The following is a 25,217-nucleotide window of genomic DNA, read 5'->3' as shown; positions in this document are numbered from 1 at the left end:
CCGGGTCCAGGGTTGAAACAGCACCCGCGCCTCCGGCCCTCCGGAATAACGACGCGGCGGAGCGGTCGACGAAGCCGAAACGCTAAACAAACCTACGGTCCCCGGGCTCCGCCCGGCCGCTCCGCGCCTCCCCATCAGCTTTCGTGGATGTCCACGGGAGATCGCCTCTCCATGTCCCTCTCCCCCTTGCGGGAGAGGGTGGCCTCGCGAAGCGAGGTCGGGTGAGGGGTCTCTCAGAACCGTCCGCGCGCCCCCTCATCCGACGGCCTTCGGCCGCCACCTTCTCCCGCAAGGGGAGAAGGATCGAAGCGGAGACACTCTCGTGCCCAAGTCCAAACCCCCGCGCAGCCGCCTGCGCCGCGCCCCGAACGGCAAACCCCTCAGCGGCGTAAATCAGCGGGTGATCGCCGCCTGCGACGACCATATCGCCTTCCTGCGGCGCATGCAGCGGCAGGTCGACCAGGTGGCGCTCAAAGCTCCGGCCGAGGAGGTGGCCAACTTTCGCGAAGAGACGAATGAAGGCATCCGTTGCTGGACGGCCGTTCGGGACATGCAATACGAGTTTCAGCGTGATCGATCGCCGGCTTGGCCTGGCATTGCCGAGGCGCTCAAGGCGCACGAGGCGGAGGAAGCTCGGCGCAAGCGCCGCTAGGGTCTGGACTCAATTGGCGTGCAAAGAAACGTGTCTTCCCGGCCGGAGGAGCGCGTCAGCGATCCGTAGAGCCGGGATCTCCCACGTCGGCAGGTTCGAAAACTGTGGGAGATCCCGGCGCTCCGCTGCGCTACGGCCGGGATGGCAACTGCTATAAGCTATTGAGCCGGATAACTAATTACCCTCGTCCAATTGAGTACAGACCCTAGCGCTTGCCCAGGCCCGGGAACATCGCCGCTTCGCCGTCGAAGACGCCGAGATAGCCCAGCTCGCCCAGCAGCGGCGTCAGGTCTTCCAGCTTGTCGGCCTGGGCGCGCGCCGTCGCCAGTTCGCTGGGGCGGCCCGTCTGGTCGTGCAGGCGGTAGACCGTCCACATCTTGCCCTTGGGGGCGGCCGCGCCCGGCGCCAGATAGCGGTGCTCCCAGCCCACCAGGGCGGGCGTGCGGCCGATCTCGACGTCGAACGGACGGTCGCGGAAGGCCAGGTCCATCTCAAGCCGAGTGGCCTCGGCCAGGCGCTGGTCGAGCCAGGTCGCGAAGGCTTCCAGCACGGCGGCGGCCGACAACCCTTCAGGGTTGGCGACGACGTGGTTGCGGCTGGAAAGGGCTGCGGTCATGGCCGCATTGATAGGCCCGAAGGTCTGTCGGAACGGCTAAATCTCTTGGTTTACTGGCGTTTACCGAGAGTTGTTGTCCTGGAGTAGGCCGACATGCATGCGGCGTCCGCCTCAAGATCCGTTCTTCCCCGCGAAGGCGGGGACCCAAGCTGAGGCAGCGAGTCGATCACAGCCCGAGCGTCATCTGGAAGCGCAGCTTGGATCCCCGCCTTCGCGGGGATGCTCGGTGATAAACGATCAGAACTACAGGATGCTTGTCCGATCTAACCCTCAGCCTCGGCCAGTTGCTCGGCCAGCTCCATCCACGCGGCCTCGGCCTCGTCGAGCTTGGCCTTGGCGTTGTCGCGGCGCTTCTCCAGTTCAGGCACCTTGGCCGGCGTCTTCACATAGAGCTGCGGGTCGGCCAGCTGGGCCTCCAGCTCGGCAAGGTCGCGGGTCTTGCGGTTCATCACCTGCTCGGCGGCCTCGACCTTGCGGCGCAGGGGCTCGACGGCGACCTTCTTGGGGGCGGTCGCGGCGGACGGCGCGGGGGCCTTGGCCGGTTCGCGCGCCACCTGGGTGGGCTTCACCGCCTGCTTGGCCCGGTCGAGCACGAACTTGGCGTAGTCGTCCATGTCGCCGTCGAACGGAACCACCTTGCCGTCGGCGGCCAGCCACAGGCGGTCGGCCACCAGTTCCATCAGCGAGCGGTCGTGGGTGATCAGGAGCACCGCGCCCTCGTAGTCGTTCAGTGCGTCGAGCAGGGCCCGGCGGCTGTCGATGTCGAGGTGGTTGGTCGGCTCGTCGAGGATCAGGACGTGCGGCGCGTCCATGGCCACCAGATTCAGCAGCAGGCGCGCGCGCTCGCCGCCTGACAGGTTGGCGACCGTGGTGTCCTGCTTGTCGAAGTTCAGGCCCCACTGGGCCAGGCGCGATCGGCGCGAGGACTCGCTGGCGTCCGGCATCGCCCGGCGGACGATCTCCAGCGGCGTGTCCTTGGGATCCATCGCCTCGATCTGATGCTGGTGGAACCAGCCGACCTTCATCTTCTTGTCGCGATGCAGCTCGCCGGTCTGAACGGTCAGCGCGCCGGCGATCATCTTGGCGAAGGTCGACTTGCCCGCGCCGTTGACGCCGAGGAGGCCGATGCGGTCGTCCAGGTCCATGCGCAGGTTGAGGTTCTTCAGGATCGCGCGGCCCGCCTCGTAGCCCACATTGGCCTTTTCCAGCCGGATCAGCGGCGGGGCCAGCGGCTTGGGCGGCGAGGGCAGGGTGAAGGGCGCGACGCGCTCCTCGATGGTGGTCGCCACCGGCTCCATCTTGGCCAGGCGCTTCATCCGCGACTGGGCCTGGGCGGCCTTGGAGGCCTTGGCCTTGAAGCGGTCGACGAAGGCCTGCAGGTGGGCGCGCTCGGCGTCCTGCTTGGCCTTGGCCGACAGTTGCAGGCGGGCCTTCTCGGCGCGACGCTTTTCGAAGTCGTCGTAGCCGCCGGTGTAGAGCTCCAGCTTGCCGCCGGCCAGGTGCAGCATGTGCGTGCAGCTGTTGTTGAGCAGCTCGCGGTCGTGGCTGACGATCAGGGCGGTGTGCGGATACTTCTTGAGGCGCGCCTCCAGCCAGAGCGCGCCTTCCAGGTCGAGATAGTTGGTCGGTTCGTCGAGCAGCAGCATGTCGGGCTCGGCGAACAGGGCCGCGGCCAGGGCCACGCGCATGCGCCAGCCGCCCGAGAACTCGCTCATCGGGCGCTGCAGGTCTTCCTGGGAGAAGCCCAGGCCGGCCAGGATTTCAGAGGCCCGCGACGGGGCGCTGTCGGCGTCGATCTCGATCAGCCGGCCCCAGATCTCGCCCATCTCCTCCGGATCGGCGGTTTCCAGGCGGGTCGTGAGGGCGTGTCGCTCCTCGTCCGCCTCCAGCACCGTGTCGAGCAGGCTGACGGGCGTGGCCGGGTGCTCCTGGTCGACCGAGCCGATGCGGGCGTTCTTGGGCAGGCTGATCTCGTCGCCCGCGGCGACCAGGTGGCCCAGGATCAGCTTGAACAGCGTCGACTTGCCCACGCCGTTGCGGCCGATCAGGCCCACCTTCGCGCCCGGGGGCAGGCTGACGGTGGCCTTGTCGAAGAACCGGCGTCCCCAGGCGTCGAAAGTAAGGTCGTTGATCTGAAGCATGTTGGGAACGCGGGGTTGGCGGGGAGGAGGCGCCCGGCTATAAGCCCGCAACCTCCCAATTCACAAACTTTCTCTGTGAGATTTTCGGAATGACCGAACGTACCTTCTCGATCCTGAAGCCCGACGCGACCCGCCGCAACATCACCGGCAAGATCAACGCCGTGATCGAGGAAGCCGGTCTGCGCATCGTCGCTCAGCGCCGCGTCCACCTGACCGAAGCTCAGGCCAAGAAGTTCTACGAAGTGCACGCCGAGCGCCCGTTCTACGGTGAACTCGTCGCCCAGATGACCGCCGAGCCGGTCGTCGTGCAGGTCCTGGAAGCCGAAGGCGCCGTGGCCAAGTACCGTGAAGTCATGGGCGCCACCAACCCGGACAACGCCGCCGAAGGCACCATCCGCAAGCTGTTCGCCCTGTCGATCGGCGAAAACTCGGTCCACGGTTCGGACAGCCTCGAGAACGCCGGCATCGAAATCGCCCAGTTCTTCACCGACGCCGACATCGTCGGCTAAGGCTTTCGAGCTTTAGGTTAGAAAAGGCCGGCGGGGCGACCCGCCGGCCTTTTTGTTTTGGAGCGCAGGAATGATCGACGCCAAGCGTCTGAGCGGGCTTGTGGAGCGCGAACTGGAGGCGATCGCCGACCCCAGGGTCAGGGATCACGTCAGGAGCCTGCTCGTCGAACCCCGGCCGATCCTGCGCGACTGGGACTATGGCGAACCCGGCCAGCAATACGTCTGCTGGAACGTCGTCGAGGATCTCGCTCGTTCCAAGGTGGCCATCGCCTATTGCGAGCAGGGCTTCGGTCCGGCCAACCCGTGGGGCCTTGTCTGGACGGGCGACGACGGGGGCGAGGGGGCGATCGGCATGGACAGCGCCTGGTTCCTCACGCTGGAAGAGGCGGTCCACGATTCCGTGGCGTCTGCTCTGCCCATCTGGCGGCTGTACGGGCAGGACGGCGCGCTCAGCCAGGAGATGGACTGGGAGGCCGCCTGGAAGGCGTGCGAGGCGAGGCGCGTGGCGGATCCGGACGGGCTCTACGGCGTGGACCGCGACCGCAAGGGGCCTCTGGCGGACTGAGCCTCAGAGCTCCCGGACGAACGCCGCCAGCACCGCCGGATAGAGCTTGTGCTCTTCGACCAGAACCCGCGCCGCCAGGGCGTGGTCGTCGTCGCCGGGCTGGATCGCCACGCGGGCCTGGCCCAGGATCGGGCCTTCGTCCACGCCGGCGGTGACCAGGTGCACGGTGCAGCCGGCCTCGGCCTCGCCCGCCGCGATGGCGCGGGCGTGGGTGTCCAGGCCCGGATACTTGGGCAGCAGGGACGGGTGGATGTTCAGCATCCGACCTTCCCAGGCGTCGACCAGGAACGGGGTCAGGATCCGCATGTAGCCGGCCAGGGCGATGACCTGGATACCGCGTTCGCGCAAGGCGCCGTCGACCGCGCGCTCATGGGCCTCGCGGTCCTTGCCGAAGGGCTTGCTCGGAACGCACAGCGCCTCGATCCCGGCCGCTTGCGCCGTCGCCAGACCGCCGGCGTCGGCCTTGTTGGCCAGGACGAGCGCGATTTCGAACGGGCAGGCCGGGTCCTGGGCGGCGCGGACCAGGGCTTCCATGTTGGAGCCCCGGCCCGAGATCAGGGCGGCGACCTTGGTCTTCGCCGTCATCACGCCTTGGCCAGCTGACCGCAGACAAAGGCGTCTTCGCCGGCGTTGAGCAGGGCGGCGAGCACGGGCTCCACGTCGCTCTGGGCGACGATCAGGATGAAGCCGACGCCGCAGTTGAAGGTGCGGCGCAGTTCATGGGCGTCGATCTGGCCGACTTCCTGCAGCCATTCGAACACGGGCGGCAGGGGCCAGGCGTTCCAGTCGAACTCGGGAACCAGGCCTTCGGCGATGCAGCGCGGCGGGTTTTCGATCAGGCCGCCGCCGGTGATGTGGGCGCCGCCCTTGACCCGACCCGACTGCAGCAGCGGCAGGATCGACTTCACATAGATGCGGGTCGGGGCCATCAGGGCCTCGGCCAGCGTCTTGCCTTCCTCGAAGGGGCAGGGGGCGTCCCAGGCCAGGCCCGAGCGTTCGACCACGCGGCGCACCAGCGAATAGCCGTTCGAGTGCGGGCCCGACGAGCCGATGCCGATGATCACGTCGCCGGCGCGCTGCTTGTCCAGCTTGGGCAGGACGCCGTCACGCTCGACCGCGCCGACCGAGAAGCCGGCCAGGTCGTATTCGCCGTCGCCGTACATGCCCGGCATCTCGGCGGTCTCGCCGCCCACCAGGGCCGCGCCGGCCAGCTTGCAGCCCTCGGCGATGCCGGCGACCACGCTCTTGGCGGTCTCGACGTCCAGCTTGCCGGTGGCGAAGTAGTCCAGGAACATCAGCGGCTCGGCGCCCTGGGCCAGCAGGTCGTTGACGCACATGGCCACCAGGTCGATGCCGACCGCGGCGTGCATGCCCGCGTCGATGGCGATGCGCAGCTTGGTGCCGACACCGTCGGTGGTGGTCACCAGCAGGGCGTCCTCGTAGCCGGCGGCCTTGAGGTCGAACAGCGCGCCGAAGCCGCCCAGGCTGGCTTCCGCGCCCGGACGGCGAGTCGCCTTGGCCAGCGGCTTGATCGCGTCGACGAGGGCGTTGCCAGCATCGATGTCCACGCCCGCCTGGGCGTAGGTCAGGCCGCCGGCTTGGTCGGTCTTCGGATCGCTCATCGGGTCGCTCATCTGTGGTTCCAGGCCCTCTTGCGACCCTTCCGGGGCGCTTTGGGACAGAAAAGTGGCTGCTCCGCAACGCTTGACGCTTGCAGACTCGGGGGTGCGCGAGGCTATTAGCAGCCGATGACGCCGATCACCACCACCGCCGAGCTGGCGGAGTTCTGTAATGGTTTGAAGGGGCAGCCCTTCATCGCCGTGGACACCGAGTTCATGCGCGAGACCACCTATTGGCCCAAGCTCTGCCTGATCCAGGTCGCTTCGCCCGTTTCCGACGCGGTGATCGATCCGCTGGCCGAGGGCATCGACCTCGAGCCGCTGCTCGAGCTGATGCGCGACGAGACCCTCTTGAAGGTGTTCCACGCCGCGCGCCAGGATGTCGAAATCTTCAATAATCTGAAGGCGATGCCTACGCCTCTGTTCGACACCCAGGTGGCCGGCATGGCCGCGGGTTTCGGCGAGCAGATCGCCTATGACGCCCTGGTGCGTCAGATGCTGAAGATCGAGATCGACAAGTCGAGCCGCTTCACCGACTGGGCGCGCCGCCCGCTGACCGACGCCCAGCTGGCTTACGCCCTGGCCGACGTGACGCACCTGGCGCGCCTGTTCCCGGTGCTGCGCGATCGCCTCCAGGAATCAGGCCGCCTGGCCTGGGTCGAGGAGGAGATGAAGGCCCTGAGCGATCCGGCCGCCTACGATGTCGACCCGGAGAAGGCCTGGCGCCGTCTGCGTCCGCGCAAGACGCAAGCCAAGTACCTGGCCGTCTTCAAGTCGGTCTCGGCCTGGCGCGAGCGCACGGCCCAGCAGCGTGACCAGCCGCGCGGCCGCATCCTCAAGGACGAGGCCATCGACGAGCTGGCCACCCAGGCCCCGACCTCGCTGGAAGGGCTCAACACCCTACGCGGCGTGCCCAAGGGCTTCGGCGGCAGCAAGTTCGGTCCCGACCTGATCGCCGCGATCAAGGCCGCCCTGGCCGACCCGGAAGGCTATGCGCCCGTGGTCGACAAGCCCGGCCCGCCGCCGCCGCCTTCGGCCGGCGCCGTGGTCGAGCTACTGAAGGTGCTGCTGAAAGCCCGCGCCGAGGAAGCCGGCGTGGCGTCCAAGCTGATCGCCACCGTTTCGGACCTCGAGAAGATCGCGGCCGACGACGAGGCGGACACGCCCGCTCTGCAGGGCTGGCGTCGCGAGGCGTTCGGCAGCGACGCCCTTAAGATCAAGCGGGGCGAACTGGCCTTGGTGCTCGACGGGATCAAGGTCCGCGTCGTGGAAGTTCGCCGGACCCCGCGTCCGGCCTGATCCCTGGTCTGTCGGCGGCGCGACTCAAAAGAGGGTTGCGCCGCCGAGGCCCCGAGCGCCAAGTTCAGGCGCCGCCTTTTGTGCAAGACGGCACAGCCGTCTTGTGGCCGACATGTTTTGAAAAACGATTGTTGACCTCCGGGCGCTATAAGCGTCGCGGGGGTAATCGGCTGTGGGGACGGCCGAAGACTGGGGAATTGGGTCGAGTTGGCGTACGCGGAACAGGATCCGTGGCTGGTCAGGGCCGCGCGTAATTATGCAAGGCCCGCCAAGGCCCTGCGGCAGCAGATTCCGCTGCGGCTCTTCGTCATCGCGATGGTCTGTGCGGCGATTGGCCTGGCGCCGCGGTTCTCCTTCATGATGCCCTGGGCGCTGGCTTGTCTTGCGGCGCAAGGTCTTCAGGCTCTCGCCCTGCGCGCTTTCGACGGAAATCCGCACCGCTGGGTGCTCGCTTGCCTGGGCGCCGACTTCCTGCTGGCCGTCGCGTTCGGCTGGCTGGCGGTGCCGCTGTGGCGGACGGGACTGCCGGCCGGCGCGGCCGGCGGCGCCCTGTTGCTGGCCGGCTCGGTGATGACCGCCCTGATGGGCGCCAAGGGCTCGCGGCTGGCCTTCGGGGTCACCGCCACGCCGCATCTGGGCTATCTGTTCGCTTCACCCATCCTGGCCGGCGACCACGAAGACGTCGGCGTGAAGGCCTTCCTGATCGGCAGCGGGCTTATGGTGCTGGTCACCTCGCTGGTCTTCGGCTGGTCGCGCCAGACCTTGCTGGCCGAGCGCGAGGCCCGCGCCGCCGCCGAGATCCGCCGCGAGCAGGCCGTGGCCGCCGACGCCGCCAAGAGCGCGTTCGTCGCCATGGTCAGCCATGAACTGCGCACGCCGCTCAGCGCCATCCTTGCCGGGGCCGGCGAGATCGCCCGCGGAACCGGCGGCCAGGCCAAGGCCAAGGCCGACCTGATCGCCGACGCCGGCGTGATGATGCGGGCCCTGCTCAACGACCTGCTCGACCTGTCGAAGATCGAGGCGGGCCGCATGAGCGTCGAGCTGATCGATTTCTCGCCCCGCACCGTGATCTGCGACACCCTGCGGTTCTGGCGGACCGAGGCGCGGGACAAGGGCCTGGCCCTGCGCTTCACCGGCGGGCGTCATCTGCCGCGCTGGATCAAGGGCGACCCGGTGCGCCTGCGCCAGGTGCTCAACAACCTGCTGTCCAACGCCATCAAGTTCACGCCCGAGGGCCGGGTCTGCGTGGCGCTGACCATGACCGCGCGGGCCGAGGGCGGCCTGGTGCTGACGCTGGCGGTCACCGACACCGGTCCTGGCCTTGGCCCCGAGCAACTGGCGCGGCTGTTCACGGCCTATGACCAGTTGGGCGCCGACACGGCCCGAACCTTCGGCGGCACCGGGCTTGGCCTGGCCATCAGCCGCGATCTCTCGCGCCTGATGGGCGGCGACCTGACGGCGGAATCGGCCGAGGGCAGCGGCGCGCGCTTCGTCCTGACTTTGCCGGCCCCGGCAGGCGAGGAGCCGCCGACGCCCGAGCCGCTGGACGCCTCGGCCGACGGGTTCTCCGACACGACGGCCGTGCTGGTCGTCGACGATCACGAGATCAACCGCCGCACCCTGGCCCAGGTGCTGGAAGCCTTCGGACTGGCGGTGACCCTGGCGGCCGACGGCGAGACGGCGTTGCTGCTGGCCGGCGAGACCCGCTTCGACGCCATCCTGATGGACGTCAACATGCCCGGCCTCGACGGCCTGGACACCACCCGTCGTCTGCGGGCCGAGGGCCGCAACCGCGCCACCCCGGTGATCGCCGTCACCGGCGCCGTGACCGACGGCGACATCGCCGCCTGCCGCGCCGCCGGCATGCAGGATTTCGTGGAAAAGCCGTTCGAGGTGACCTCGCTCTACGCCGTGCTGGTGCGCGTGCTGGGCGGCGAGGAAGCCGCCTAGCCGGCGACGTGGGTGAAGGTCTCGAAGGCCGCCATGAACAGGGCCGACAGGATCACGGCGTGATAGGCCGCCCCCAGCACCACCGTGCGCCGCACCGACCATCCCTGCCTGGCCCCGAAGGCGGCGGCGACGTCGCTCTGCAGCCGCCTGGCCGGGCTTTCCACCGGCTTGGCTGAAGCGCCGGCCAGGCGGACCACCTGGGGCTGCGCCGGCGCCTGCGAGGCGGCGTCGATGGTGTCTTGGACGTCTAAGGCGACCTGCTTCTGCATGTCGGTTTTCTCCCCGTGCTGAGGAGGAGAAGCTTCGGCGTGCGTGGCTAACAAACCATTCTGGGAGAACGCCGTTCGCCTGCGGCGCGCTGTCGCGGAGCCTGCTCGGCTACAGCGGCAGCACCTTCAGCTTCAGCCCTAGGACCTGGGCCAGGGTGCTGGCGCGCTTGGCGGTCTGTTCGCCCAGCAGGAGCGCCGCATAGCCGGGCTCGGCCGACAGCTGCACGTCGGACTTCTCGATCGCCAGCCGCGAGCGCGACAGGAGGGCCGGGCTGCGGCCCGAAAGGTCGCAGCCCAGGCGGATAGCTGCGCCCAGGGCCCGGGCGCGCTTGAGGCGGGCAGGGGTCAGCAGGCGCTCCAGAACGTCCATCTCGGGCGGATTGAACGGCGTCGAATGGCGGGCGAAGGCGGCGGCGGCCAGGAAGGCGCGCTCCACGTGGGTCTGGCCGGCGATCGGGGCGCGCAGCACCTGCTCGAAGACGAGGTCGGCGCGATGGTCGGGGTGCAGGCGCGCGCCCAGGTCGGCCAGCCGGCAGGCGGCGGCGAGCAGCACCGCGTCGCGGCCGTCGAACAGGCTTTCCAGCTTGCCGAAGGCCGGCTCCAGCCAGGCCTGCAGCGCCACGCCCAGGTCGTCGGCCACGCCCTGGCGGGCCGTCAGCGAGGCGCTGCCCTCGATCAGCGGATCCAGGCCCCGCACGCGCGGCGCCATGGCTTCGAACAGCAGGCCCTCGCGTACGCCGAAGGCCGAGATCTCGATGCGCTTGAGGTCCAGGCGCTCGATCAGGCTCTCCAGCACCACGGCGGCGTAGGGCAGGGTCTCGATGCGCTTCTTGGACATCCCCTCGATGCGCTCGAGCGAACTCTTGGACTGGTGCGAGACCAGGCGTGCGGCCTCCAGGGCCTCGCTGCGGCCGATCTCGTACTGGTGCACCACCTGCAGCGGATAGCCGGACAGGCGCATGTGCAGCAGAGCCAGGTTGCGCCAGGCGCCGCCGACGGCGTGGAAGGCGTCGGCCTTGAACACCTCGGCCACGGGGGCCAGGCGCAGGGCGGCCAGGCGCCTGACGCGGTCGGCGTCGAAGCCTTCGGTCAGGCCCAGGCTGAACGGACCCAGCGGCAGGGTCACGCCCTGGCCCGCGCCGGTCGGCTCCAGCCGCACCAGCTCAAGGCTGGCCCCGCCCAGGTCGCCAACCACGCCGGTGGCGTCGGGCGCTCCGGCCAGCACGCCCAGGGCGGCGTAGCGGGCTTCTTCCTCGCCCGAGAGCACGCGGATGGTGAGGCCCGTCTCTTCGGCCACGCGCCGGACGAACTCGGCGCCGTCGCTGGCCTCGCGCACGGCGGCGGTGGCGGCCACGAAGGTCTCGGCCGGCTGCACGGCCTCCAGCACCGCCTTGAAGCGCTTCAGCGCCGCCAGGGTCTGGGCGACGCCGTCCGGCGCCAGGCGGCCCTTGGAGCCGAGCTCGCGGCCAAGGCCGGCCAGGACCTTCTCGTTGAAGACGGTCCAGATGGCGCGACCTTCCAGCCGGTACACCACAAGGCGGACCGAGTTGGAGCCGATATCGATCACGGCCGCGTCGCGCGGCGCCGAGAGAGGCATGAGGCTGGTTTAACGCATTCGTCGCGCAGGGGAAGCAGCGGCCTTGGACGAAACCGTCACGAAAGCCGTCGCTCCCCAGTTTTTCGGCGCCGGACCCTCAGCGTTTGCGCTTGGGGCCGACGTGGTCGAAGGCGCGCGGCATGTCCTGCACGTGATGGCCGCGCCCCGACAGGCTGGGATTGGTCATGAAGTACTCGTGGGCCGAGAACGCGCCCTTGCTGTCCCAGGCCGGGTCGCGGGCGTAGTGGCCTTCGCGGTCGAGGCGCCAGCTCTGGGCCTCGTCGTTGAGGTTGGCGACCATGATCTGGCTCAGCACCTGCTGGTGCACGGTGGGGTTCTCGATCGGCACCAGGCTTTCCACCCGGCGATCCAGATTGCGCGGCATCCAGTCGGCCGAGCTGATGAAGGCGCGGGTCTGGGCGCTGGGCATGTCGGCGCCGTTGGCGAAGGCCACGACGCGGGCGTGCTCCAGGAAGCGGCCGACGATGGACTTGACGCGAATGTTCTCCGACAGGCCCGGAATGCCTGGACGCAGGCAGCAGATGCCGCGCACCACCAGATCGATCTGCACGCCGTCCTGGCTGGCGGCGTAGAGGGCGTCGATGATCTGCGGATCGACCACGGCGTTCATCTTGGCCCAGATGCCGGCCGGCTTGCCGGCGCGGGCGTTGGCGGCCTCGGCGGCGATCATGGCCAGCAGGTCGGGCTTGAGCGTCTGGGGGGAGAACGACAGCTTTTCCAGCGCGCCGGGCTGGGCGTAGCCGGTGATGAAGTTGAACAGCTTGCCGCCATCGCGACCCATGGCCGGATCGCAGGTGAACAAGGAAAGGTCGGTGTAAACCCGCGCCGTCTGCGGGTGATAGTTGCCGGTGCCGAAGTGGCAGTAGGTGCGCAAGGAGTCGCCCTCGCGCCGCACCACCACCGACAGCTTGGCGTGGGTCTTCCAGTCGACGAAGCCGAACACGACGTGCACGCCCGCCCGCTCCAGGTCGCGCGCCCACTTCAGGTTATTTTCCTCGTCGAAGCGCGCCTTGATCTCGACCAGGGCGGTGACGTTCTTGCCGTTGTCGGCCGCCTCGATCAGGGCCGCCACGATCGGGCTGTCCTTCGAGGTGCGGTAGAGGGTCTGCTTGATGGCCAGCACGTTGGGATCGCGGGCCGCCTGGCGGATGAACTGCACCACCACGTCGAAGCTCTCGAACGGGTGGTGGACCAGGATGTCCTTCTCGCGGATCGCCGCGAAGCAGTCGCCGCCGTGGTCGCGCACCCGCTCGGGGAAGCGGGCGTTGTAGGGCTTGAACTTCAGGTCGGGACGGTCCGGCGGGATCAGTTCCGACATCTGGGCGAGACCCAGCTTGCCGTCGACCAGCACCACGTCTTCGGGCTGGGCGCGCAGGCCCTCGATGATGAAGTCGCGCAGGTCGGCGGGCATGGTGGTCTGGATCTTGACCCGCACCACGCGGCCCAGGCGGCGCTTCTTCAGGCGCGCCTCGAACTCGCGCACCAGGTCTTCGGCCTCTTCCTCGATCTCCAGATCGCTGTCGCGGATCAGGCGGAACAGGCCCCGGCCCTCGACCTCGTAGCCAGGGAACAGGTGGTCGAGGAACAGGATGATGAAGCTTTCCAGCGCCACGATCTTGCGCTCGCGCTTGCGGCCGCGGGCGGTGCTGGCGATCTCCCAGAAGCGCTGCACCTGGTTGGGGATCGGGGCCAGGGCGTAGAGGTGCTTGTCGTCGGCGATCCGGCGCAGCTTCAGCGCCAGGCAGAAGCCCAGGTTCGGAATGAACGGGAACGGGTGGGCCGGATCCACCGCCAGGGGCGTCAGCACCGGGAAGATGCGCGACTTGAAGATCTCCTCGGCGCGCTCGCGGTCGGCGCCGACGATGTCCTTGGCGTCCAGCAGCTTCAGGCCCTCGGCCCACAGCTCGGCGCGCACCTCGCGCCAGATCTTCTGCTGCTCGCTCATCAGCTCGAAGGCCGAGGCGTTGATGCGGGTCAGCTGCTCGCCCGGCGTCAGGCCGTCCTGGCTGACCACGCGAACGCCCTCGCGCACCTGGCCCTTCAGGCCGGCGACGCGGACCATGTAGAACTCGTCGAGGTTGTTGGCGCTGATCGACAGGAAGCGCAGGCGCTCGAGCAGCGGGTGGCGCGGGTTGGCGCTCTCGTCCAGGACGCGCTGATTGAAGGCCAGCCACGACAGTTCGCGATTGAAGAACCGCTCCGGCGAGGCCAGCAGGTCCTCGTCCAGGGTCAGGCGCGCGCGATCCTCGGGCGCGGTCTCCACCTTGTGAGGGGCGGGCGCGAGGGCGGCGGCGTCTGTCATCGTCTACTCCAGGGCAATGCCCGGCATGGTGGACGAGCCCGATGACAGCCGCAAGACAAACAGGGATTTGTTCAAGAAAAGCCGGGCTTTCGCCCAGTCTCGTTCAGTCCTCGAAGCCGTCGTCCTCGCCGAACGCCAGCACCTGGGCGACGAAGGCCCGGGTGATCCCGCGACCGCCTTCCGAGGCCGCTTCGTCCAGCAGCGCGACCAGGGCCACGGCTTCGGGCGCGCTGCGCGGGATGCGGCGCAGCAGGAAGGCGTAGACGTCGTCGGCGGGACGAATCAGGCGGTCGGCGAAGGCGCGGCGCAGCACGGCTTCCAGCACCACGTCGTCGGGCTCTTCGATCTGTGCGGCGGTCAGGGCGTTGAGGCGCGAGCGCAGGTCCGGGACGATGGTCTGCCATTCCAGCGGCGCGGTCTGGGCGGTCAGCAGCAGGCTGCCGCCGTCGACCCCGGCCATGTTCAAGAGGTGGAACAGGTCCTCGTCCGACACCACCCTGCCCAGGGCGCGGCGGTCGGCGTCCTCGACCAGCACGGCGCGGCCGCGCAGGGCCGGCAGGTTGAGCGGCGCCTGGTGGGGATCGGTGGCGTCGACGATCACGGCGCCGGCTTCCGCGGCCCAGGCGCGGGCCAGGTGGGTCTTGCCGCTGCCCGACGGGCCAAGCAGGGCCAGGCGGCCGTTCGGCCATTGCGGCCACGCGTCGACGGCGCGCACGGCGTCCTCGTTGGCCGGCGAGACGGCGAAGTCGACCCGCTCGAAGCTGGGCGGGCGTTCCAACGGCAATTTCAGCTGGCTCAAGGTCGTGGCGAAGTCACATGGTGAATGGGTAGGCAAGGTATAGGCGGCGGGCCGTTGCGCCGCGAGACGGCGGGCGGGCGCGCTTGGGGATATAGGCCACGATAGGTGTGGACGCAGGAAGCGGGTGTGGATGCTCGTGTGGACGCCGGTGTGGACGGCCGTGTTCAAATGATCCACGGGCCTGTTGAGCGTTAATCTTCTGGGGACTTCGACGCTCTCGCCGACTGCGGCATGATCCGGCGGCGAACGCTTCGGCGTCGCCGCGATTCACTTTCGGAGCTGCAACCTGGCCCAGACCGCCGCCACCGCCGACCTCGCCGCCTGGCGCGAGCAGATGACCAGGCCGCCCGGCGCCCTGGGCCTGGCCGCCCGCGCCGTGCAACTGAAGGTCAACCGGATCATCCCGGAAAAGGTCCATGCCGCCATCACCACGGCGATGCAGGGCATGACCCGGGCCATTCTCACCGGTTCGGACTTCGCCACCGGAGCGCCGCTGGTCTCGGCCACGCTGGACGAGCGGCTGGAGCGCGTGCGGGCGGCGATCGACAACTGGAAGAAGGCCGCCGCCGCCGAGGGCGGGATCGCCGGAGCAGGGGGCTTCGTCCTGGCCGCCGCCGACTTCCCGCTGCTGATGAGCTTCAAGATCAAGCTGCTGTTCGAGATCGCCGCCGCCTTCGGCCATGAAGGCTCGGAGCTCTCCGAACGGCTCTACATCCTGCACATCTTCGAACTGGCCTTCTCCGACGCGGCCCATCGGGCCAAGGTGTTCGGGGCCATGGACGGCTGGGACGCACGCCGGCATCCAACCGATCTCTCGGGCTTCGACTGGCGGGCCTTCCAGCAGCAGTACCGCGATCACATCGATCTGGCGAAGCTGGCCCAGCTGCTGCCGGTGGTCGGCGCGCCGGTGGGGGCGATCGTCAACTGGCGCCTGGTCGAAAAGCTCGGCCACACGGCGGTGATGGCCTACCGGATGCGGCTGGAGGCGCAGCCGGCGCTGACCGGTCGAGGCTCGACCTAACGCTGATCGCGGGGCTTCACCTTCACCGGCTTTCCGGCGCAGGAGTGGTGTCGGACGACGTCGGGCGGATCGCCCGCGCAATGAAAGCCCGAGTTCGAGAACATCGGCTCTCCGGTCAGCAGGGCCTTGGCGCCGCCTATGATCAGGATCGGCAGCGCCACCAGCACGAACAGCACGGTGAAGATCTTGAAGAGCTTCATCTTCGTGGTGGTGACGTAGCTGGAAGAGATCATGCGCGCCCTGATCCGATTTTCTCGGCGATCGTAAGGGTCAGGCCAGCGCCTGGTCGATCGCCTTCTGCAGGTTCTCGGGGCTTTCGGCGCCGACCACCGCCACCTTGCCCGCGAAGATCGCCACCGGCACGCCGGTGACGCCGCCGCGCACGGCCATGGCGTGCTGCTGGACGATCACGTCCTTGTCGGCGCCTTCAGCCAGCAACTGCAGCACCGCGACCTCGTCCATGCCCGCGGCCTTGGCGATCTGGCCCAGCACGACGGGGTCGCCGATGTCGCGGCCTTCCTCGAAATAGGCGGCGAACAGGCCCTCGACCACGGCGTCCTGCACGGCCGCGCCGCGCGCCCAGCGGATCAGGCGGTGGGCGGCGCTGGTGTTGGGCGACAGGGCGATCTTGTCGAAGGCGAAGTCGATGCCTTCCTCGGCGCCGGCCTCGACCAGGGCCTCGTGCACGGCCTTGAGGCGCGCGGGATCCTTGAACTTGCCGGCCATGTAGGCGGCGCGGTCGACGCCTTCCTCGGGCAGGGTCGGGTCCAGCTGGTAGGGACGCCAGACGAGGATCGGCTCGAGGTCGGGACGCGCGGCCAGGGCGCTCTTCACCCGGCGCCAGCCGAGATAGCACCACGGGCAGACGACGTCGGCGACGACGTCGACGGTGATCGGCTGGCCCATGGGGGAACTCCTAGACTGAAGCGTGACAGCCGAAAGTGTCTGCGGTTTCGGCGCCCGTCACGCGTCTGGTTAAGTTAGATGGCCTTCTGGAGGGCTTGTGAAGCGGCGCGCTCCAGCGCGTGGATGGCGGTTTCGCCCGGCTCGATCTGGGCGACGCCGATGTCGAATTCGCAGACGAACGGGCTGCGGTCCTCGCCGGCGTCGAAGGCGGTGCAGCCGATGACGGCGGCGATGCGTTCGGCGGCGGCCTTGGCGGCGGCCAGGTTCGTGGCCGGCAGGGCCAGGGCGAAGACCTCCGGAGCCAGGCGGGCGGCGGTGTCCTCGACGCGCACCAGGCGGCCGACCATCGAGCCGATCTGCGGGATGGCGCGGTCCAGCCAGCCGTTCTGGCGCGCCCAGACCACGTCGGTCTTGTCGGCCACGCGCAGCACGCCGATCGACAGCGGACGGCCGCGCTCGCGCGCGGCGCCGGCTAGGCGGGCCAGGTGGGCGGCGAACAGATCGCGGGTGAACAGGCCCGTGGCCGCGTCCATCAGGCCCGAGCTGCGGGCCTTCTCCAGCGCGCCGCGGATGGCTTCGCCGCGACGATAGTTGCGGGCCAGCTCGATGACCCGGCGGGCGGTGTCGCCTTCGGGCGTCTGCGGCGAGGCCACGTCGGACACGCCGCGATGGAACGCCTCGGACATGGTCACGTAGCTCTCGGCGTTCATGTAGAGCAGCGCCGGGATGTGGAAGAGGCGGGTGTTGCGCCGCATGCCCGCGGCGATCGACAGCGCTTCCTGCTGGTTCTCGCCGGCCCACAGCACCACCGCGTCGAAGGCCCGCTCGTGCAGGTAGTCGAAGGCGGTGTAGGCGGTGAAGGCGCCGACCACGTCGGCGCCGCCGCGGGTCAGGGCGTTGGACAGGGCCAGGAATTGCGGGGCCGGCTCGCCGATGGCCAGCACGCGATAGGGCGCGCTGGAGGCTTCCGGCAGGTCCAGCCGGCGACCGCGATCGCCGAAGGTGGTCAGGCGAAGCTCGAACTCTTCTTCGGCGATCGCCGTGCGCACCAGGGATTCCAGGCGCAGCACCGCCTGCGACGGATGCAGCGGCGGCGACAGGGTCAGGTCGAAGGCGCTCTGGCCCACGTCCGTGCCTGGCTCGCCGATGGCGATCACCGGCAGGCGGCGAGGGGCCACGGCCGCCTTGAGGCGGCGAGCGAGCGTCTGGCTGTCGGGACCGGCCGCGTCCAGGTCGACGATCACGGCCTCGATCTGCAGGTCGCCCAGCGCGGCGAGGGCGGCGTAGGGGCCGCGCGCGGTGATGGTGCGCCAGCCCAGGCGGTCCAGCCCTTCGGACAGGGGACCGGCCCGCGTGTCGTCACGCGCCACGATCAGGATCCGGGCGTTCACCGCCAAATTCGTTCTCCGCTGGCGCAGGCCTTTGATTCGCGAGCCAACATAGCAGAGGCGAGGGTGCGGCAAAGGGATGCGTGGTCGCAGTCTTTACCTTGTCGACAGGCGATTTCTCCCGGGCTTGCCTGACCGGGCGTCAACCGGGTCCTACTGCCGCCAACGAGATCGAAACGGGAGGACGCGATGGGCCAGGGACCGCTGTCTGGGCTGAAGGTGCTGGAGTTCGCCGGGATCGGCCCCGGGCCGTTCTGCGGCATGCTGCTGTCGGACCTCGGCGCCGACGTCGTGCGCATCGATCGCAAGGGCTCGGGCCGCTCGTCGCCGGCCGACGTCACCGCCCGCGGCCGCCGCTCGGTGGCGCTGGACCTCAAGCAGCCCGCCGCCGTCGAGACCTGCCTGAAGCTGATGGAGACCGCCGACGCGGTGTTCGAGGGCTTTCGCCCCGGCGTGATGGAGCGCCTGGGTCTCGGGCCCGACGCGGCCCTGGCCCGCAATCCCAAGCTCGTCTACGGCCGCATGACCGGCTGGGGCCAGACCGGCCCCTACGCCAAGGCCGCCGGCCACGACATGAACTACATCGCCATCACCGGCGCGCTGGACGCGATCGGAACGCAGGACAAGCCGATCCCGCCGCTGAACCTGGTCGGCGACTTCGGCGGCGGGGCGCTCTATCTGGCCTTCGGCCTGCTGGCCGGCGTGATCCACGCCCGCGAAACGGGGCAGGGGCAGGTCATCGACTGCGCCATGAGCGACGGCGCGGCCTCCTTGATGGCCATGTTCTACGGCTTCAAGGCCATGGGCATGTGGCGCGAGGGGCGGCGGGGCAACCTGCTCGACGGCGGCGCCCACTTCTACGACACCTACCAGTGCGCCGACGGCAAGTGGGTGTCGATCGGCTCGATCGAGCCGCAGTTCTACCTGCTGCTGCTGGAGAAGACCGGGATCACCGATCCCCACTTCCAGGCCCAGATGAGTCGCGACGACTGGCCGGCCCTGCGCGAGAAGCTGGCCGCGGTGATCGCGACCAAGACCCGCGACGAGTGGTGCGCGATCATGGACGCCACCGACGTCTGCTTCGCCCCCGTCCTGTCGATGGACGAAGCCCCGGACCACGCCCACAACAAGGCCCGCGAGACCTTCGTCGAGGTCGCCGGGGTCATCCAGCCCGCGCCCGCGCCGCGTTTCTCGGCCACGCCGGGCGTGATCCAGGGACCGCCGCCGAAGATCGGGGCCGACAACGCCTCGGCCCTGGGCGACTGGGGCTTCGACGCGGCGGCGATCGCCGAGCTGGAAGCGGCCGGCGCGCTCTGACGCAAGCTGACAACGGCGTTCAGATGCGGTTCAGGCGGCGAATCCTAACTTCGAACTGTGACCGGCCGCCGTGCCAACCCGTCCCTCGATGCGACGGCCGGTTCAGGCAAGACCTGCGGAGACGCGTCGCTTTCCCTGAGGCGGCGCGTCTTTGACGTTTTGGAGAGCGGCGCCGTCGAAGGGTTGCTTCACCGGGCGCGGGGAGGCAGTTTCCGGCGAATGCAGCCCCCCAAGGCCCCCATTCGCTGGCGAGACCTCGATCTCGACCCGATCCACTGGGTTCAGGAAATCCTCCGCGTTCTCGGCCTGGCCCTGTCCAGGCTGTGGGGGCGCGACGTCATGCTCTATGTGGGCGGCGTCTCGTTCTTCGCGCTTCTGGCGGTGTTTCCGGGCCTGGCCATCCTGATCGGCCTCTACAGCCTTCTGCTCGACCCCAACACCGCCGCCCGCCAGGCCGACGCCCTGGCCTTCATGATGCCCACCGGCGCGCGGCCGATCTTCCAGAGCGAGATGCAGCGCCTGGCCCACGCGCCGGTCTATACCGTCTCGCTGCAGAGCCTCGTCATCCTGGTCATCGGCGTCTACGCCGCCCATCGCGGCTTCAAGGCGCTGCTGGCGGGGCTGTCGTTCATCCATGACGAGGAGGACCAGCGCGGCTTCTTCGGCTTCAACCTGATGGCGCTGTTCGTGCTGATCGCGGCGTTCGGCATGCTGTTCCTGATGTCGGGGGTGTTCCTGACCTTCCGGCTGCTCTCCAGCACCCTGAACCTGCGACCGCTGGAAGGCGTGTCGTGGATCCAGAGCGAATGGACCTGGGCGACGCTGGGCCTCGTCATCGGCATGACCCTGATCTACCGCTACGCCATGTCCCGCCAGCCCGTCGGCTGGCGCGCCTCGCTGACCGGCGGCGTCGCGGCGGGCCTGTTCTGCGTCTTCATGTCGTGGGCCAGCGCCTTCTACGTCGAGAAGGTGGCGCATCTGGGCGCGACCTACGGCTCGATCTCGGCTGTGATCATCTTCCTGATCTGGCTGTCGTGGAGCGTGAACGCCGTGTTCTTCGGCGGCGCGCTGGCCACCGAGGTCGAGATCGCGCTCGACGAGCGGCCCCAGGCCCTGGTCGACGGCCCCAAGGCCATCGCCCTCAAGGCGCCTTCGTCACCCGAAAGCTGATCGCGCCCGACGGCAGGTCCTCGACGCCCTCCAGCGTCGCGCCCAGCTGGCGGGCGAAGTGCGGCACGTCGATGCGCGCCAGCGGATCGTCGGCCAGCAGGCGCACCGTCGCCCCGGCCGGCGCGTGCTCCAGCGCCCGGCGCAGGCGCAGCGTCGGCACCGGGCAGCGATGGCCGCGCGCGTCGACCTCGATGTCGCTCACGAAAACACCTGCTCGGCTTCCTGCGCCGTAAGGATCCGGTGCTTGCCGGGCTCCAGGTCGGCCGGCAGCGTTATGCCGCCGATCCGCTCGCGGTGCAGGGCCGTGACGTGGTTGCCCATGGCCGCGAACATCCGGCGCACCTGGTGATAGCGGCCCTCGGTGATGGTCAGGCGGGCGGTCCTGTCGTCCACCACGTCCAGTTGCGCCGGCAGCAGCGGCTTTTCCTCGCCCTCCAGCATCAGCGTCCCGCTGGCGAAGGCCTCGCCCTCCTTGCCCGACAGCGGGCGGTCGAGGCTGGCCAGATAGGTCTTGGCCACGTGCCGCTTGGGCGAGATCACCCGGTGCAGGAAGTCGCCGTCGTCGGTGATCAGCAGGAGGCCCGAGGTGTCCTTGTCCAGCCGCCCCACGCTCGACAGCGCAGGATCCCGGATCTGCCAGCGGCGCGGCAGCAGGTCGTAGATCTTGGCCCCGTCCTCCCGGTGCGAGCACACCACGCCCAGGGGCTTGTTCATCAGCAGCACCAGCGGCGCGGGCGGATCGATCGGAACCCCGCGAACGAACAGGTGCTGGGGCAGGTCGGCGGTCACGGCGATGCGCTTGCCGGCGTCCTTCAGCGGCACGCCGTCGAAGGTTACCTTGCCGGCCGCCACCAGGGCCTGGACCTCGCGTCGCGCGCCATAGCCCAGATTGGCCAGCAGCCGGTCCAGCCGCGCCATCAGCGCCTTGGTCATTTCACGGCCTCGAGCACCTTGAAGCCTTCCTGGTCGACCACGGGCTTCACGCGGGCGAAGTGGTCGGCCAGCACGGCCTCGTAGGGCAGGTGACGGTTGGCCACCAGCCACAGCACGCCGCCCTTCTTGAGTAGCGCGGCCGCGCCGCGGATGAAGGCCTGGCCCAGCGCCTTGTCCTCGCCGCCGCCTTCATGGAACGGAGGGTTGGAGACCACGAAGTCCAGGTTCGACAGTTCCGGCAGGCCAAGGCGGATGTCGGCGTGCGAGAAGCTGACCCGCGCGTCGTCGACATTGCGCTGGGCCGCGTCCAGCGCCCGGCGGTCGATGTCGACCAAGGCCAGCTTGGTCACCTTGGGCGAGGCCAGCACCTGGTGGGCCAGCACCCCGATGCCGCAGCCCAGATCCGCGCCGGCGCCCGAAAAGGCGGGCAGGGCCTGCATCAGCAGGGCGGTGCCGGTGTCGAGCCGGTCCCAGCTGAATACGCCCGGCTGGGTCCACAGGCCCTCGCCGTCGATACGGCGCGGCGCGCCTTCGGCCAGGGCTTCGGAGAGGCCCGTCGGCGCCTCGGGGCGCAGGGTCACGCAGATGCGGTGGTGACGACGGGCGTCCTCGCCGATCGTGCAGCCGAACGCCGACAGCTCCTTCTTCAGGCGCAGGCCGCCGCGATCCTTGGGTGCGGCCACGGTCAGGCGACCGCCGGCCTTCAGCGCCCGCAGGGCCTGGGCCAGCACGTAGCGCCGCTCCACCGCGCCGGCCGGAGCCAGCACCACGAAGGCGTCCAGCGAGGCGTCGGCCAGGCCTTCCAGCGGCTGGGCGCCCGGCACGGTCGGGGCGGTCTGCACGGCGCCGCGCGGCGTCTCGATCACCTCGCGCTGGGGAAAGCCATAGACGGCGGCGGAGATGGTGTCGGTCATGAGCAGAGGATCTTGGGCCGTGGAACGCGAAGGGGGGAAAGGGGCGTTGGTTACCTTGGGCGGKCCCGCGACGCCAGAGTTTCACGCTTTGGCCGCTCGCGCGGCATTGCTTGGAGCAGGGCGTCGAAGCAAGCTTTGGCCATGAACGCCACGGCCCTCATCCTCATCGACCTGCAGCGCGGCATGCTTCCGGAGAACACCGGACCTCGCAACAATCCGGGAGCCGAGGACAACGCCGCCCACCTGCTGCACGCCTGGCGCGTTCGCGGTCTGCCGGTCGTCCATGTGCGCCACATGAGCCGCTCGCCCGAAGGCTCGTTCTGGCCAGGCTCCTCCAACTGCGAGTTCCAGCCCAGGTTCGAGCCCCTGCCGTCCGAGCACCGGGTGGAAAAGAACGTCCCCGACGCCTTCGCCGCCAGCGGCCTGGAGCGCTGGCTGCGCCTGCGCGAAGTGCGTCACCTGGTCGTGGTCGGCGTGGCCACCAACAACTCGGTGGAAGCCACCGTTCGCGCCGCAGCCTGCCTGGGCTTCGACGTCGCCGTGCCGGCCGACGCCTGCTTCACCTTCGACAAGGCCGACCTCGAAGGCGCCGTCCGCGACGCGGCCGAATGGCACCTGATGAGCCTCTCCAACCTCGACGGCGAGTACGCGGTGGTCACGCGGACGGACGAGATCCTGGCGAGGCTGGGGTAGAGCGGAAACCCCTCTCTCTAAGAGAGAGGGCTGCAATTGCTGCTACGGCTCCCGCCGCTCCAGCAGCAGGATCTGCAGGTCCTTCTCCGGCCGCCAGTTCTTGCGGCGCACCTCGAACTGGGTCGGCCCGATCTTCTTCGCGCCATCGGCGCAGAAGCTGACGAGGTTCCTCGGCGAGCCCTTGTCGACCACCAGCCGGAAGTCGCCGATCGGCTCGCTCCAGTTGCCGCCGGTGACCAGCACGTAGTCGATCCATTTCTCGATGAAGGCCCCGTCCTCGCCGCCCGCGCGCCTGACCGCCGCGACCGTGCCGGGATCGACGCAGTACTTGGCCTCCGTCTCGGCCCCGTAGGCGCTGCCCACCGAGGTCGCCACCGTCGCGCCGACCGACGGCGTGTAGGCGTGCTCGACGGCGATCGGCTTGCCGGCCGGGAAGGCCTGCAGCCAGTGATAGGTGGTCTTCAGCACCCAGATCGGCCCCTGGTCCTCGTTGTAGAGGCCAAGCGCCCGGGCTTCCTTCAGCTTGGCGGGCGGCAGGGCCTGCATGGCCTTGGTCGCCGCCTCCTGGTGCACGGCCAGCGGGATCGCGTTGGCGACCAGCCAGGCCGTGCGGTCGACGCCGCCGCCGAACGCCTTCTGCTCGACCTGCGCCTTCACCGGCTTGCCGTCGACCTTGGTCGAGAAGCCCAGGATGTTGGCCGGGTCGTCCACGGGAATCGACACGTCGCCCATGAAGAAGCCGTCGCCACCGATGTCGGGCATCGGAAAGGCCACCCGCAGCGTCACGTCCTTGCCGCTGGTGTTCTCGAACACGTAGCGGACCCGCACGGCGGTCGGCGAGATGTAGAGGTCCTCCGACCGCATGGCTACGGCGGTGGTTTTCGTCAGCACCAGCCCGCCGGCCGCCAGCTCGGCCGAGGTGTCGTTGGCCATGGCCGGGCCCGTGCAGGCGAGGGCGCCGGCAAGAAGAACTGAGCTGAGAAGGGGGCGAAAGGTCATGTCACCGGGATAGCACGGCGACGACGACGAAGAAGTGGCGGACAGGGTGGGATTCGAACCCACGGTAGGCTTCCACCTACGGCGGTTTTCAAGACCGCTGCCTTAAACCACTCGGCCACCTGTCCGGAGCGGGCGGCTATATCAGCGCTCGTGCTTCGGCTCCAGAACGATCTGTCGCAGGCATCCTTAACCAAGCCTAAAAACATCTGAACGAAGCTGAAACCATGATGGGGGACGAACCATCCGGAGTTTTGGCGACGTATGCGGCGCGAGCAAAGATCTGAAATCCGGGCGCTGAAGGTCCTGGGCCTGCTGGCGCTGGGCGCCGCGGGCCTGGCCGCCTGCGCCACGCCCAGCCCGCGCCTGCCGATCGCCAAGGGCCTGCCGAAGTCCACGCCCGACCGCGAATATCACGGCCCGCCGCCGCCCGGTTACGGCCAGGGCCTGCGCGGCACCGAGAAGCCGTATCAGATCAAGGGCGTCTGGTACTATCCGAAGGCCGATCCGAACTACGACGTGGTCGGGACCGGGTCCTGGTACGGCGAGCAGTTCCACAACCGCCGCACCGCCAACGGCGAGGTCTTCGACATGGACCTGCCGTCCGCGGCCCACAAGACGCTGCCGCTGCCGTCCATCGTCGAGGTCACCAATCTGGAGAACGGCCGCAAGATGCGCCTGCGGGTCAATGACCGCGGGCCGTTCGTCGGCGACCGCCTGATCGATCTGTCCAAGGCCGCCGCCGACGAGCTCGGCTATCGCGGCAAGGGTTTGGCCAAGGTGCGCGTGCGCTATATCGGCCCCGCGCCCAAGAAAGCCGCCGACCAGCCCCGGCGCTACGCCTCGATCCCCGCGACGCCGCCGCCGGCCGCGCCCTATCGGGCTCCGGTCGCGCCGCCGCCGCGCGAGCCCGAGATCGTCAATGTTTCCGCGCCGCCGTCGGGCGCCTATCGCGTCCAGGCCGGCAGCTTCGCCAACCGCGACAACGCCGAGCGCGCCGCCGAGCGGCTGTCATCCGCTGGCCGCGTCACCGTCGAGCCGATGGAGCGTTCGGGCGGCACGCTCTATCGCGTGCTGGTCAGCGCCGGCGACGACGAGGGCCTGGCCTGGGGCGTCCGCGATCGCGTCGCTTCGCTGGGCTTCAACGACGCCACGGTGCTGCGGCCCTAGGCGCTGTCGGGCTCGTCGCCCCAGTCGAGCCAGACCTGGTACTGGATCAGGCGCTCGCTGGTGTTCGCCTCGGCCACCAACGCAGTGACCAGGGCGTGGGAATCTCGCGCCCGGTCGGGCCAGGGCCGCGCTGCTTCTTCGGGATGCTGGCCGAACAGGCTGAACTCCGGCGTCAGCTGCTGGTATTCGTCCGCCAGGGCATAGGCCTCGATCGTGTGGACGATGCGGTCGGCGGCTAGGCAGAGGTCTGAGAGGGCCAGCAGGTCCTGGCCCGTGATCAAACTCCCGGGGCCATAGCCCGAAAGCCCCTCGGCGAAGACGGCTTCCGCTTTGGTTCCTGCTCGTGCGTCATTGGCGGCCATGACCGAAA

26 protein-coding genes and 1 tRNA gene are annotated in these 25,217 nt (G+C 69.2%); 10 read left to right on the top strand and 17 right to left on the bottom strand.

The genetic code is table 11. The features are described from left to right. The first annotated feature begins 322 nt into the window (after positions 1-322). Positions 323-652, top strand: a complete 330-nt coding sequence (locus tag AC1DCG_RS18320) for a hypothetical protein (RefSeq protein WP_477028575.1) — start codon at positions 323-325, stop codon at positions 650-652. 205 nt (positions 653-857) lie between these two features. Here the strand turns inward: AC1DCG_RS18320 and AC1DCG_RS18315 are convergent, their stop codons facing one another. Both AC1DCG_RS18315 and AC1DCG_RS18310 read right to left on the bottom strand, forming a co-directional pair. Further along, the gene (locus AC1DCG_RS18315) at positions 858-1,268 is read right to left on the bottom strand and encodes a hypothetical protein (RefSeq protein ID WP_101717397.1); all 411 of its coding nucleotides are present in this window, start codon (positions 1,266-1,268) and stop codon (positions 858-860) included. Positions 1,269-1,531: 263 nt separating this feature from the next. Further along, a complete protein-coding gene (locus AC1DCG_RS18310; RefSeq protein ID WP_477036876.1) occupies positions 1,532-3,409 on the bottom strand; it encodes an ABC-F family ATP-binding cassette domain-containing protein in 1,878 nt (625 codons plus the stop codon). Positions 3,410-3,498: 89 nt separating this feature from the next. On the opposite strand from AC1DCG_RS18310, the gene ndk reads away from it, so the two are divergent. Both ndk and AC1DCG_RS18300 read left to right on the top strand, forming a co-directional pair. Next, complete coding sequence (gene ndk, locus AC1DCG_RS18305; RefSeq protein WP_058350417.1) at positions 3,499-3,918, top strand: nucleoside-diphosphate kinase; 420 nt, start codon at positions 3,499-3,501, stop codon at positions 3,916-3,918. A 70-nt stretch (positions 3,919-3,988) separates the two neighbouring features. Beyond that, positions 3,989-4,483 carry a hypothetical protein gene (locus tag AC1DCG_RS18300; RefSeq protein ID WP_477036875.1) on the top strand — a complete coding sequence of 165 codons (495 nt, stop codon included), beginning with the start codon at positions 3,989-3,991 and terminating at the stop codon, positions 4,481-4,483. 3 nt (positions 4,484-4,486) lie between these two features. Here AC1DCG_RS18300 and purN read toward each other — a convergent pair whose 3' ends face one another. Both purN and purM read right to left on the bottom strand, forming a co-directional pair. After that, on the bottom strand, positions 4,487-5,068 hold the full coding sequence (gene purN / locus AC1DCG_RS18295; protein ID WP_477028579.1) for a phosphoribosylglycinamide formyltransferase: 582 nt from the start codon (positions 5,066-5,068) through the stop codon (positions 4,487-4,489). Beyond that, complete coding sequence (purM, locus tag AC1DCG_RS18290) at positions 5,068-6,105, bottom strand: phosphoribosylformylglycinamidine cyclo-ligase (RefSeq protein WP_477028685.1); 1,038 nt, start codon at positions 6,103-6,105, stop codon at positions 5,068-5,070. The genes purN and purM overlap by 1 nt, the downstream gene beginning before the upstream one ends. A 126-nt stretch (positions 6,106-6,231) precedes the next feature. Between purM and rnd the strand changes: the two genes are divergently transcribed. Together rnd and AC1DCG_RS18280 are read left to right on the top strand one after the other, a co-directional pair. Continuing rightward, positions 6,232-7,401, top strand: a complete 1,170-nt coding sequence (gene rnd, locus AC1DCG_RS18285; protein ID WP_477036874.1) for a ribonuclease D — start codon at positions 6,232-6,234, stop codon at positions 7,399-7,401. 207 nt (positions 7,402-7,608) lie between these two features. After that, positions 7,609-9,351 carry an ATP-binding protein gene (locus AC1DCG_RS18280; protein ID WP_477036873.1) on the top strand — a complete coding sequence of 581 codons (1,743 nt, stop codon included), beginning with the start codon at positions 7,609-7,611 and terminating at the stop codon, positions 9,349-9,351. On the opposite strand, the gene AC1DCG_RS18275 is transcribed toward AC1DCG_RS18280, so the two are convergent. The 4 genes from AC1DCG_RS18275 to hdaA form a co-directional block, all read right to left on the bottom strand. Further along, the gene (locus AC1DCG_RS18275; protein WP_477028582.1) at positions 9,348-9,620 is read right to left on the bottom strand and encodes a hypothetical protein; all 273 of its coding nucleotides are present in this window, start codon (positions 9,618-9,620) and stop codon (positions 9,348-9,350) included. The two genes, AC1DCG_RS18280 and AC1DCG_RS18275, sit on opposite strands and share 4 nt — an antisense overlap. Before the next feature lie 109 nt (positions 9,621-9,729). Further along, entirely contained in the window at positions 9,730-11,217 is a 1,488-nt protein-coding gene (locus tag AC1DCG_RS18270; protein WP_477028583.1) for a Ppx/GppA phosphatase family protein, read from the bottom strand. Between the two features lie 97 nt (positions 11,218-11,314). Further along, entirely contained in the window at positions 11,315-13,540 is a 2,226-nt protein-coding gene (locus AC1DCG_RS18265; RefSeq protein ID WP_477028584.1) for an RNA degradosome polyphosphate kinase, read from the bottom strand. 103 nt (positions 13,541-13,643) lie between these two features. Then, the gene (gene hdaA, locus AC1DCG_RS18260; protein ID WP_477036872.1) at positions 13,644-14,339 is read right to left on the bottom strand and encodes a DnaA regulatory inactivator HdaA; all 696 of its coding nucleotides are present in this window, start codon (positions 14,337-14,339) and stop codon (positions 13,644-13,646) included. Positions 14,340-14,625: 286 nt separating this feature from the next. Between hdaA and AC1DCG_RS18255 the strand changes: the two genes are divergently transcribed. Continuing rightward, positions 14,626-15,360 carry an EcsC family protein gene (locus AC1DCG_RS18255; RefSeq protein WP_477036877.1) on the top strand — a complete coding sequence of 245 codons (735 nt, stop codon included), beginning with the start codon at positions 14,626-14,628 and terminating at the stop codon, positions 15,358-15,360. Here the strand turns inward: AC1DCG_RS18255 and AC1DCG_RS18250 are convergent. From AC1DCG_RS18250 to AC1DCG_RS18240, 3 genes are all read right to left on the bottom strand, one after another. Continuing rightward, complete coding sequence (locus AC1DCG_RS18250) at positions 15,357-15,593, bottom strand: hypothetical protein (RefSeq protein WP_477028586.1); 237 nt, start codon at positions 15,591-15,593, stop codon at positions 15,357-15,359. The two genes, AC1DCG_RS18255 and AC1DCG_RS18250, sit on opposite strands and share 4 nt — an antisense overlap. Positions 15,594-15,630: 37 nt before the next feature. Next, the gene (locus AC1DCG_RS18245) at positions 15,631-16,266 is read right to left on the bottom strand and encodes a DsbA family oxidoreductase (RefSeq protein WP_477028587.1); all 636 of its coding nucleotides are present in this window, start codon (positions 16,264-16,266) and stop codon (positions 15,631-15,633) included. A gap of 74 nt (positions 16,267-16,340) precedes the next feature. Further along, on the bottom strand, positions 16,341-17,663 hold the full coding sequence (locus AC1DCG_RS18240) for a diguanylate cyclase domain-containing protein (protein ID WP_165255344.1): 1,323 nt from the start codon (positions 17,661-17,663) through the stop codon (positions 16,341-16,343). 180 nt (positions 17,664-17,843) lie between these two features. Between AC1DCG_RS18240 and AC1DCG_RS18235 the strand changes: the two genes are divergently transcribed. Together AC1DCG_RS18235 and AC1DCG_RS18230 are read left to right on the top strand one after the other, a co-directional pair. After that, complete coding sequence (locus AC1DCG_RS18235; RefSeq protein WP_477036871.1) at positions 17,844-18,971, top strand: CaiB/BaiF CoA transferase family protein; 1,128 nt, start codon at positions 17,844-17,846, stop codon at positions 18,969-18,971. 219 nt (positions 18,972-19,190) lie between these two features. Beyond that, positions 19,191-20,141 (top strand): YihY/virulence factor BrkB family protein, encoded by a 951-nt coding sequence (locus AC1DCG_RS18230; RefSeq protein ID WP_477036870.1) that lies wholly within the window; start codon positions 19,191-19,193, stop codon positions 20,139-20,141. On the opposite strand, the gene AC1DCG_RS18225 is transcribed toward AC1DCG_RS18230, so the two are convergent. From AC1DCG_RS18225 to AC1DCG_RS18215, 3 genes are read right to left on the bottom strand one after another with little or no spacing between them, the layout of a single operon-like run. After that, positions 20,113-20,343: a sulfurtransferase TusA family protein gene (locus AC1DCG_RS18225; protein ID WP_058349802.1), complete on the bottom strand. Its 231-nt coding sequence runs from the start codon at positions 20,341-20,343 to the stop codon at positions 20,113-20,115. The two genes, AC1DCG_RS18230 and AC1DCG_RS18225, sit on opposite strands and share 29 nt — an antisense overlap. Further along, the gene (locus AC1DCG_RS18220; RefSeq protein WP_477028590.1) at positions 20,340-21,074 is read right to left on the bottom strand and encodes a pseudouridine synthase; all 735 of its coding nucleotides are present in this window, start codon (positions 21,072-21,074) and stop codon (positions 20,340-20,342) included. Before AC1DCG_RS18220 ends, AC1DCG_RS18225 begins: the two co-directional genes overlap by 4 nt. After that, positions 21,071-21,988, bottom strand: coding sequence for a class I SAM-dependent methyltransferase (locus AC1DCG_RS18215; RefSeq protein ID WP_477028591.1), 918 nt, complete (start codon positions 21,986-21,988; stop codon positions 21,071-21,073). Before AC1DCG_RS18215 ends, AC1DCG_RS18220 begins: the two co-directional genes overlap by 4 nt. A 141-nt stretch (positions 21,989-22,129) precedes the next feature. On the opposite strand from AC1DCG_RS18215, the gene AC1DCG_RS18210 reads away from it, so the two are divergent. Continuing rightward, a complete protein-coding gene (locus AC1DCG_RS18210; RefSeq protein ID WP_477028592.1) occupies positions 22,130-22,681 on the top strand; it encodes a cysteine hydrolase family protein in 552 nt (183 codons plus the stop codon). A 42-nt stretch (positions 22,682-22,723) separates the two neighbouring features. Here AC1DCG_RS18210 and AC1DCG_RS18205 read toward each other — a convergent pair whose 3' ends face one another. Then, entirely contained in the window at positions 22,724-23,614 is an 891-nt protein-coding gene (locus AC1DCG_RS18205; RefSeq protein WP_477028593.1) for a DUF4424 domain-containing protein, read from the bottom strand. A gap of 101 nt (positions 23,615-23,715) precedes the next feature. Continuing rightward, positions 23,716-23,805 (bottom strand) — tRNA-Ser (locus AC1DCG_RS18200). Between the two features lie 136 nt (positions 23,806-23,941). Here AC1DCG_RS18200 and AC1DCG_RS18195 point away from each other — a divergent pair. After that, positions 23,942-24,847, top strand: a complete 906-nt coding sequence (locus AC1DCG_RS18195) for a septal ring lytic transglycosylase RlpA family protein (RefSeq protein ID WP_477036869.1) — start codon at positions 23,942-23,944, stop codon at positions 24,845-24,847. On the opposite strand, the gene AC1DCG_RS18190 is transcribed toward AC1DCG_RS18195, so the two are convergent. Then, the gene (locus AC1DCG_RS18190; protein ID WP_477028595.1) at positions 24,844-25,209 is read right to left on the bottom strand and encodes a hypothetical protein; all 366 of its coding nucleotides are present in this window, start codon (positions 25,207-25,209) and stop codon (positions 24,844-24,846) included. The two genes, AC1DCG_RS18195 and AC1DCG_RS18190, sit on opposite strands and share 4 nt — an antisense overlap. Positions 25,210-25,217: the final 8 nt, after the last annotated feature.

The organism is Caulobacter sp. 10L414 (assembly GCF_056395525.1).
This window is presented reverse-complemented; position numbering and strand designations above follow the sequence as displayed.

Coding starts and splice junctions, on each gene's coding strand:
- AC1DCG_RS18315 (WP_101717397.1), bottom strand. CDS start 1,268: ATGACCGCAGCCCTTTCCAGCCGCAACCACGTCGTCGCCAACCCTGAA.
- AC1DCG_RS18310 (WP_477036876.1), bottom strand. CDS start 3,409: ATGCTTCAGATCAACGACCTTACTTTCGACGCCTGGGGACGCCGGTTC.
- ndk (WP_058350417.1), top strand. CDS start 3,499: ATGACCGAACGTACCTTCTCGATCCTGAAGCCCGACGCGACCCGCCGC.
- AC1DCG_RS18300 (WP_477036875.1), top strand. CDS start 3,989: ATGATCGACGCCAAGCGTCTGAGCGGGCTTGTGGAGCGCGAACTGGAG.
- purN (WP_477028579.1), bottom strand. CDS start 5,068: ATGACGGCGAAGACCAAGGTCGCCGCCCTGATCTCGGGCCGGGGCTCC.
- purM (WP_477028685.1), bottom strand. CDS start 6,105: ATGAGCGATCCGAAGACCGACCAAGCCGGCGGCCTGACCTACGCCCAG.
- rnd (WP_477036874.1), top strand. CDS start 6,232: ATGACGCCGATCACCACCACCGCCGAGCTGGCGGAGTTCTGTAATGGT.
- AC1DCG_RS18275 (WP_477028582.1), bottom strand. CDS start 9,620: ATGCAGAAGCAGGTCGCCTTAGACGTCCAAGACACCATCGACGCCGCC.
- AC1DCG_RS18270 (WP_477028583.1), bottom strand. CDS start 11,217: ATGCCTCTCTCGGCGCCGCGCGACGCGGCCGTGATCGATATCGGCTCC.
- AC1DCG_RS18265 (WP_477028584.1), bottom strand. CDS start 13,540: ATGACAGACGCCGCCGCCCTCGCGCCCGCCCCTCACAAGGTGGAGACC.
- AC1DCG_RS18250 (WP_477028586.1), bottom strand. CDS start 15,593: ATGATCTCTTCCAGCTACGTCACCACCACGAAGATGAAGCTCTTCAAG.
- AC1DCG_RS18245 (WP_477028587.1), bottom strand. CDS start 16,266: ATGGGCCAGCCGATCACCGTCGACGTCGTCGCCGACGTCGTCTGCCCG.
- AC1DCG_RS18235 (WP_477036871.1), top strand. CDS start 17,844: ATGGGCCAGGGACCGCTGTCTGGGCTGAAGGTGCTGGAGTTCGCCGGG.
- AC1DCG_RS18230 (WP_477036870.1), top strand. CDS start 19,191: ATGCAGCCCCCCAAGGCCCCCATTCGCTGGCGAGACCTCGATCTCGAC.
- AC1DCG_RS18220 (WP_477028590.1), bottom strand. CDS start 21,074: ATGACCAAGGCGCTGATGGCGCGGCTGGACCGGCTGCTGGCCAATCTG.
- AC1DCG_RS18215 (WP_477028591.1), bottom strand. CDS start 21,988: ATGACCGACACCATCTCCGCCGCCGTCTATGGCTTTCCCCAGCGCGAG.
- AC1DCG_RS18210 (WP_477028592.1), top strand. CDS start 22,130: ATGAACGCCACGGCCCTCATCCTCATCGACCTGCAGCGCGGCATGCTT.
- AC1DCG_RS18205 (WP_477028593.1), bottom strand. CDS start 23,614: ATGGCCAACGACACCTCGGCCGAGCTGGCGGCCGGCGGGCTGGTGCTG.
- AC1DCG_RS18195 (WP_477036869.1), top strand. CDS start 23,942: ATGCGGCGCGAGCAAAGATCTGAAATCCGGGCGCTGAAGGTCCTGGGC.
- AC1DCG_RS18190 (WP_477028595.1), bottom strand. CDS start 25,209: ATGGCCGCCAATGACGCACGAGCAGGAACCAAAGCGGAAGCCGTCTTC.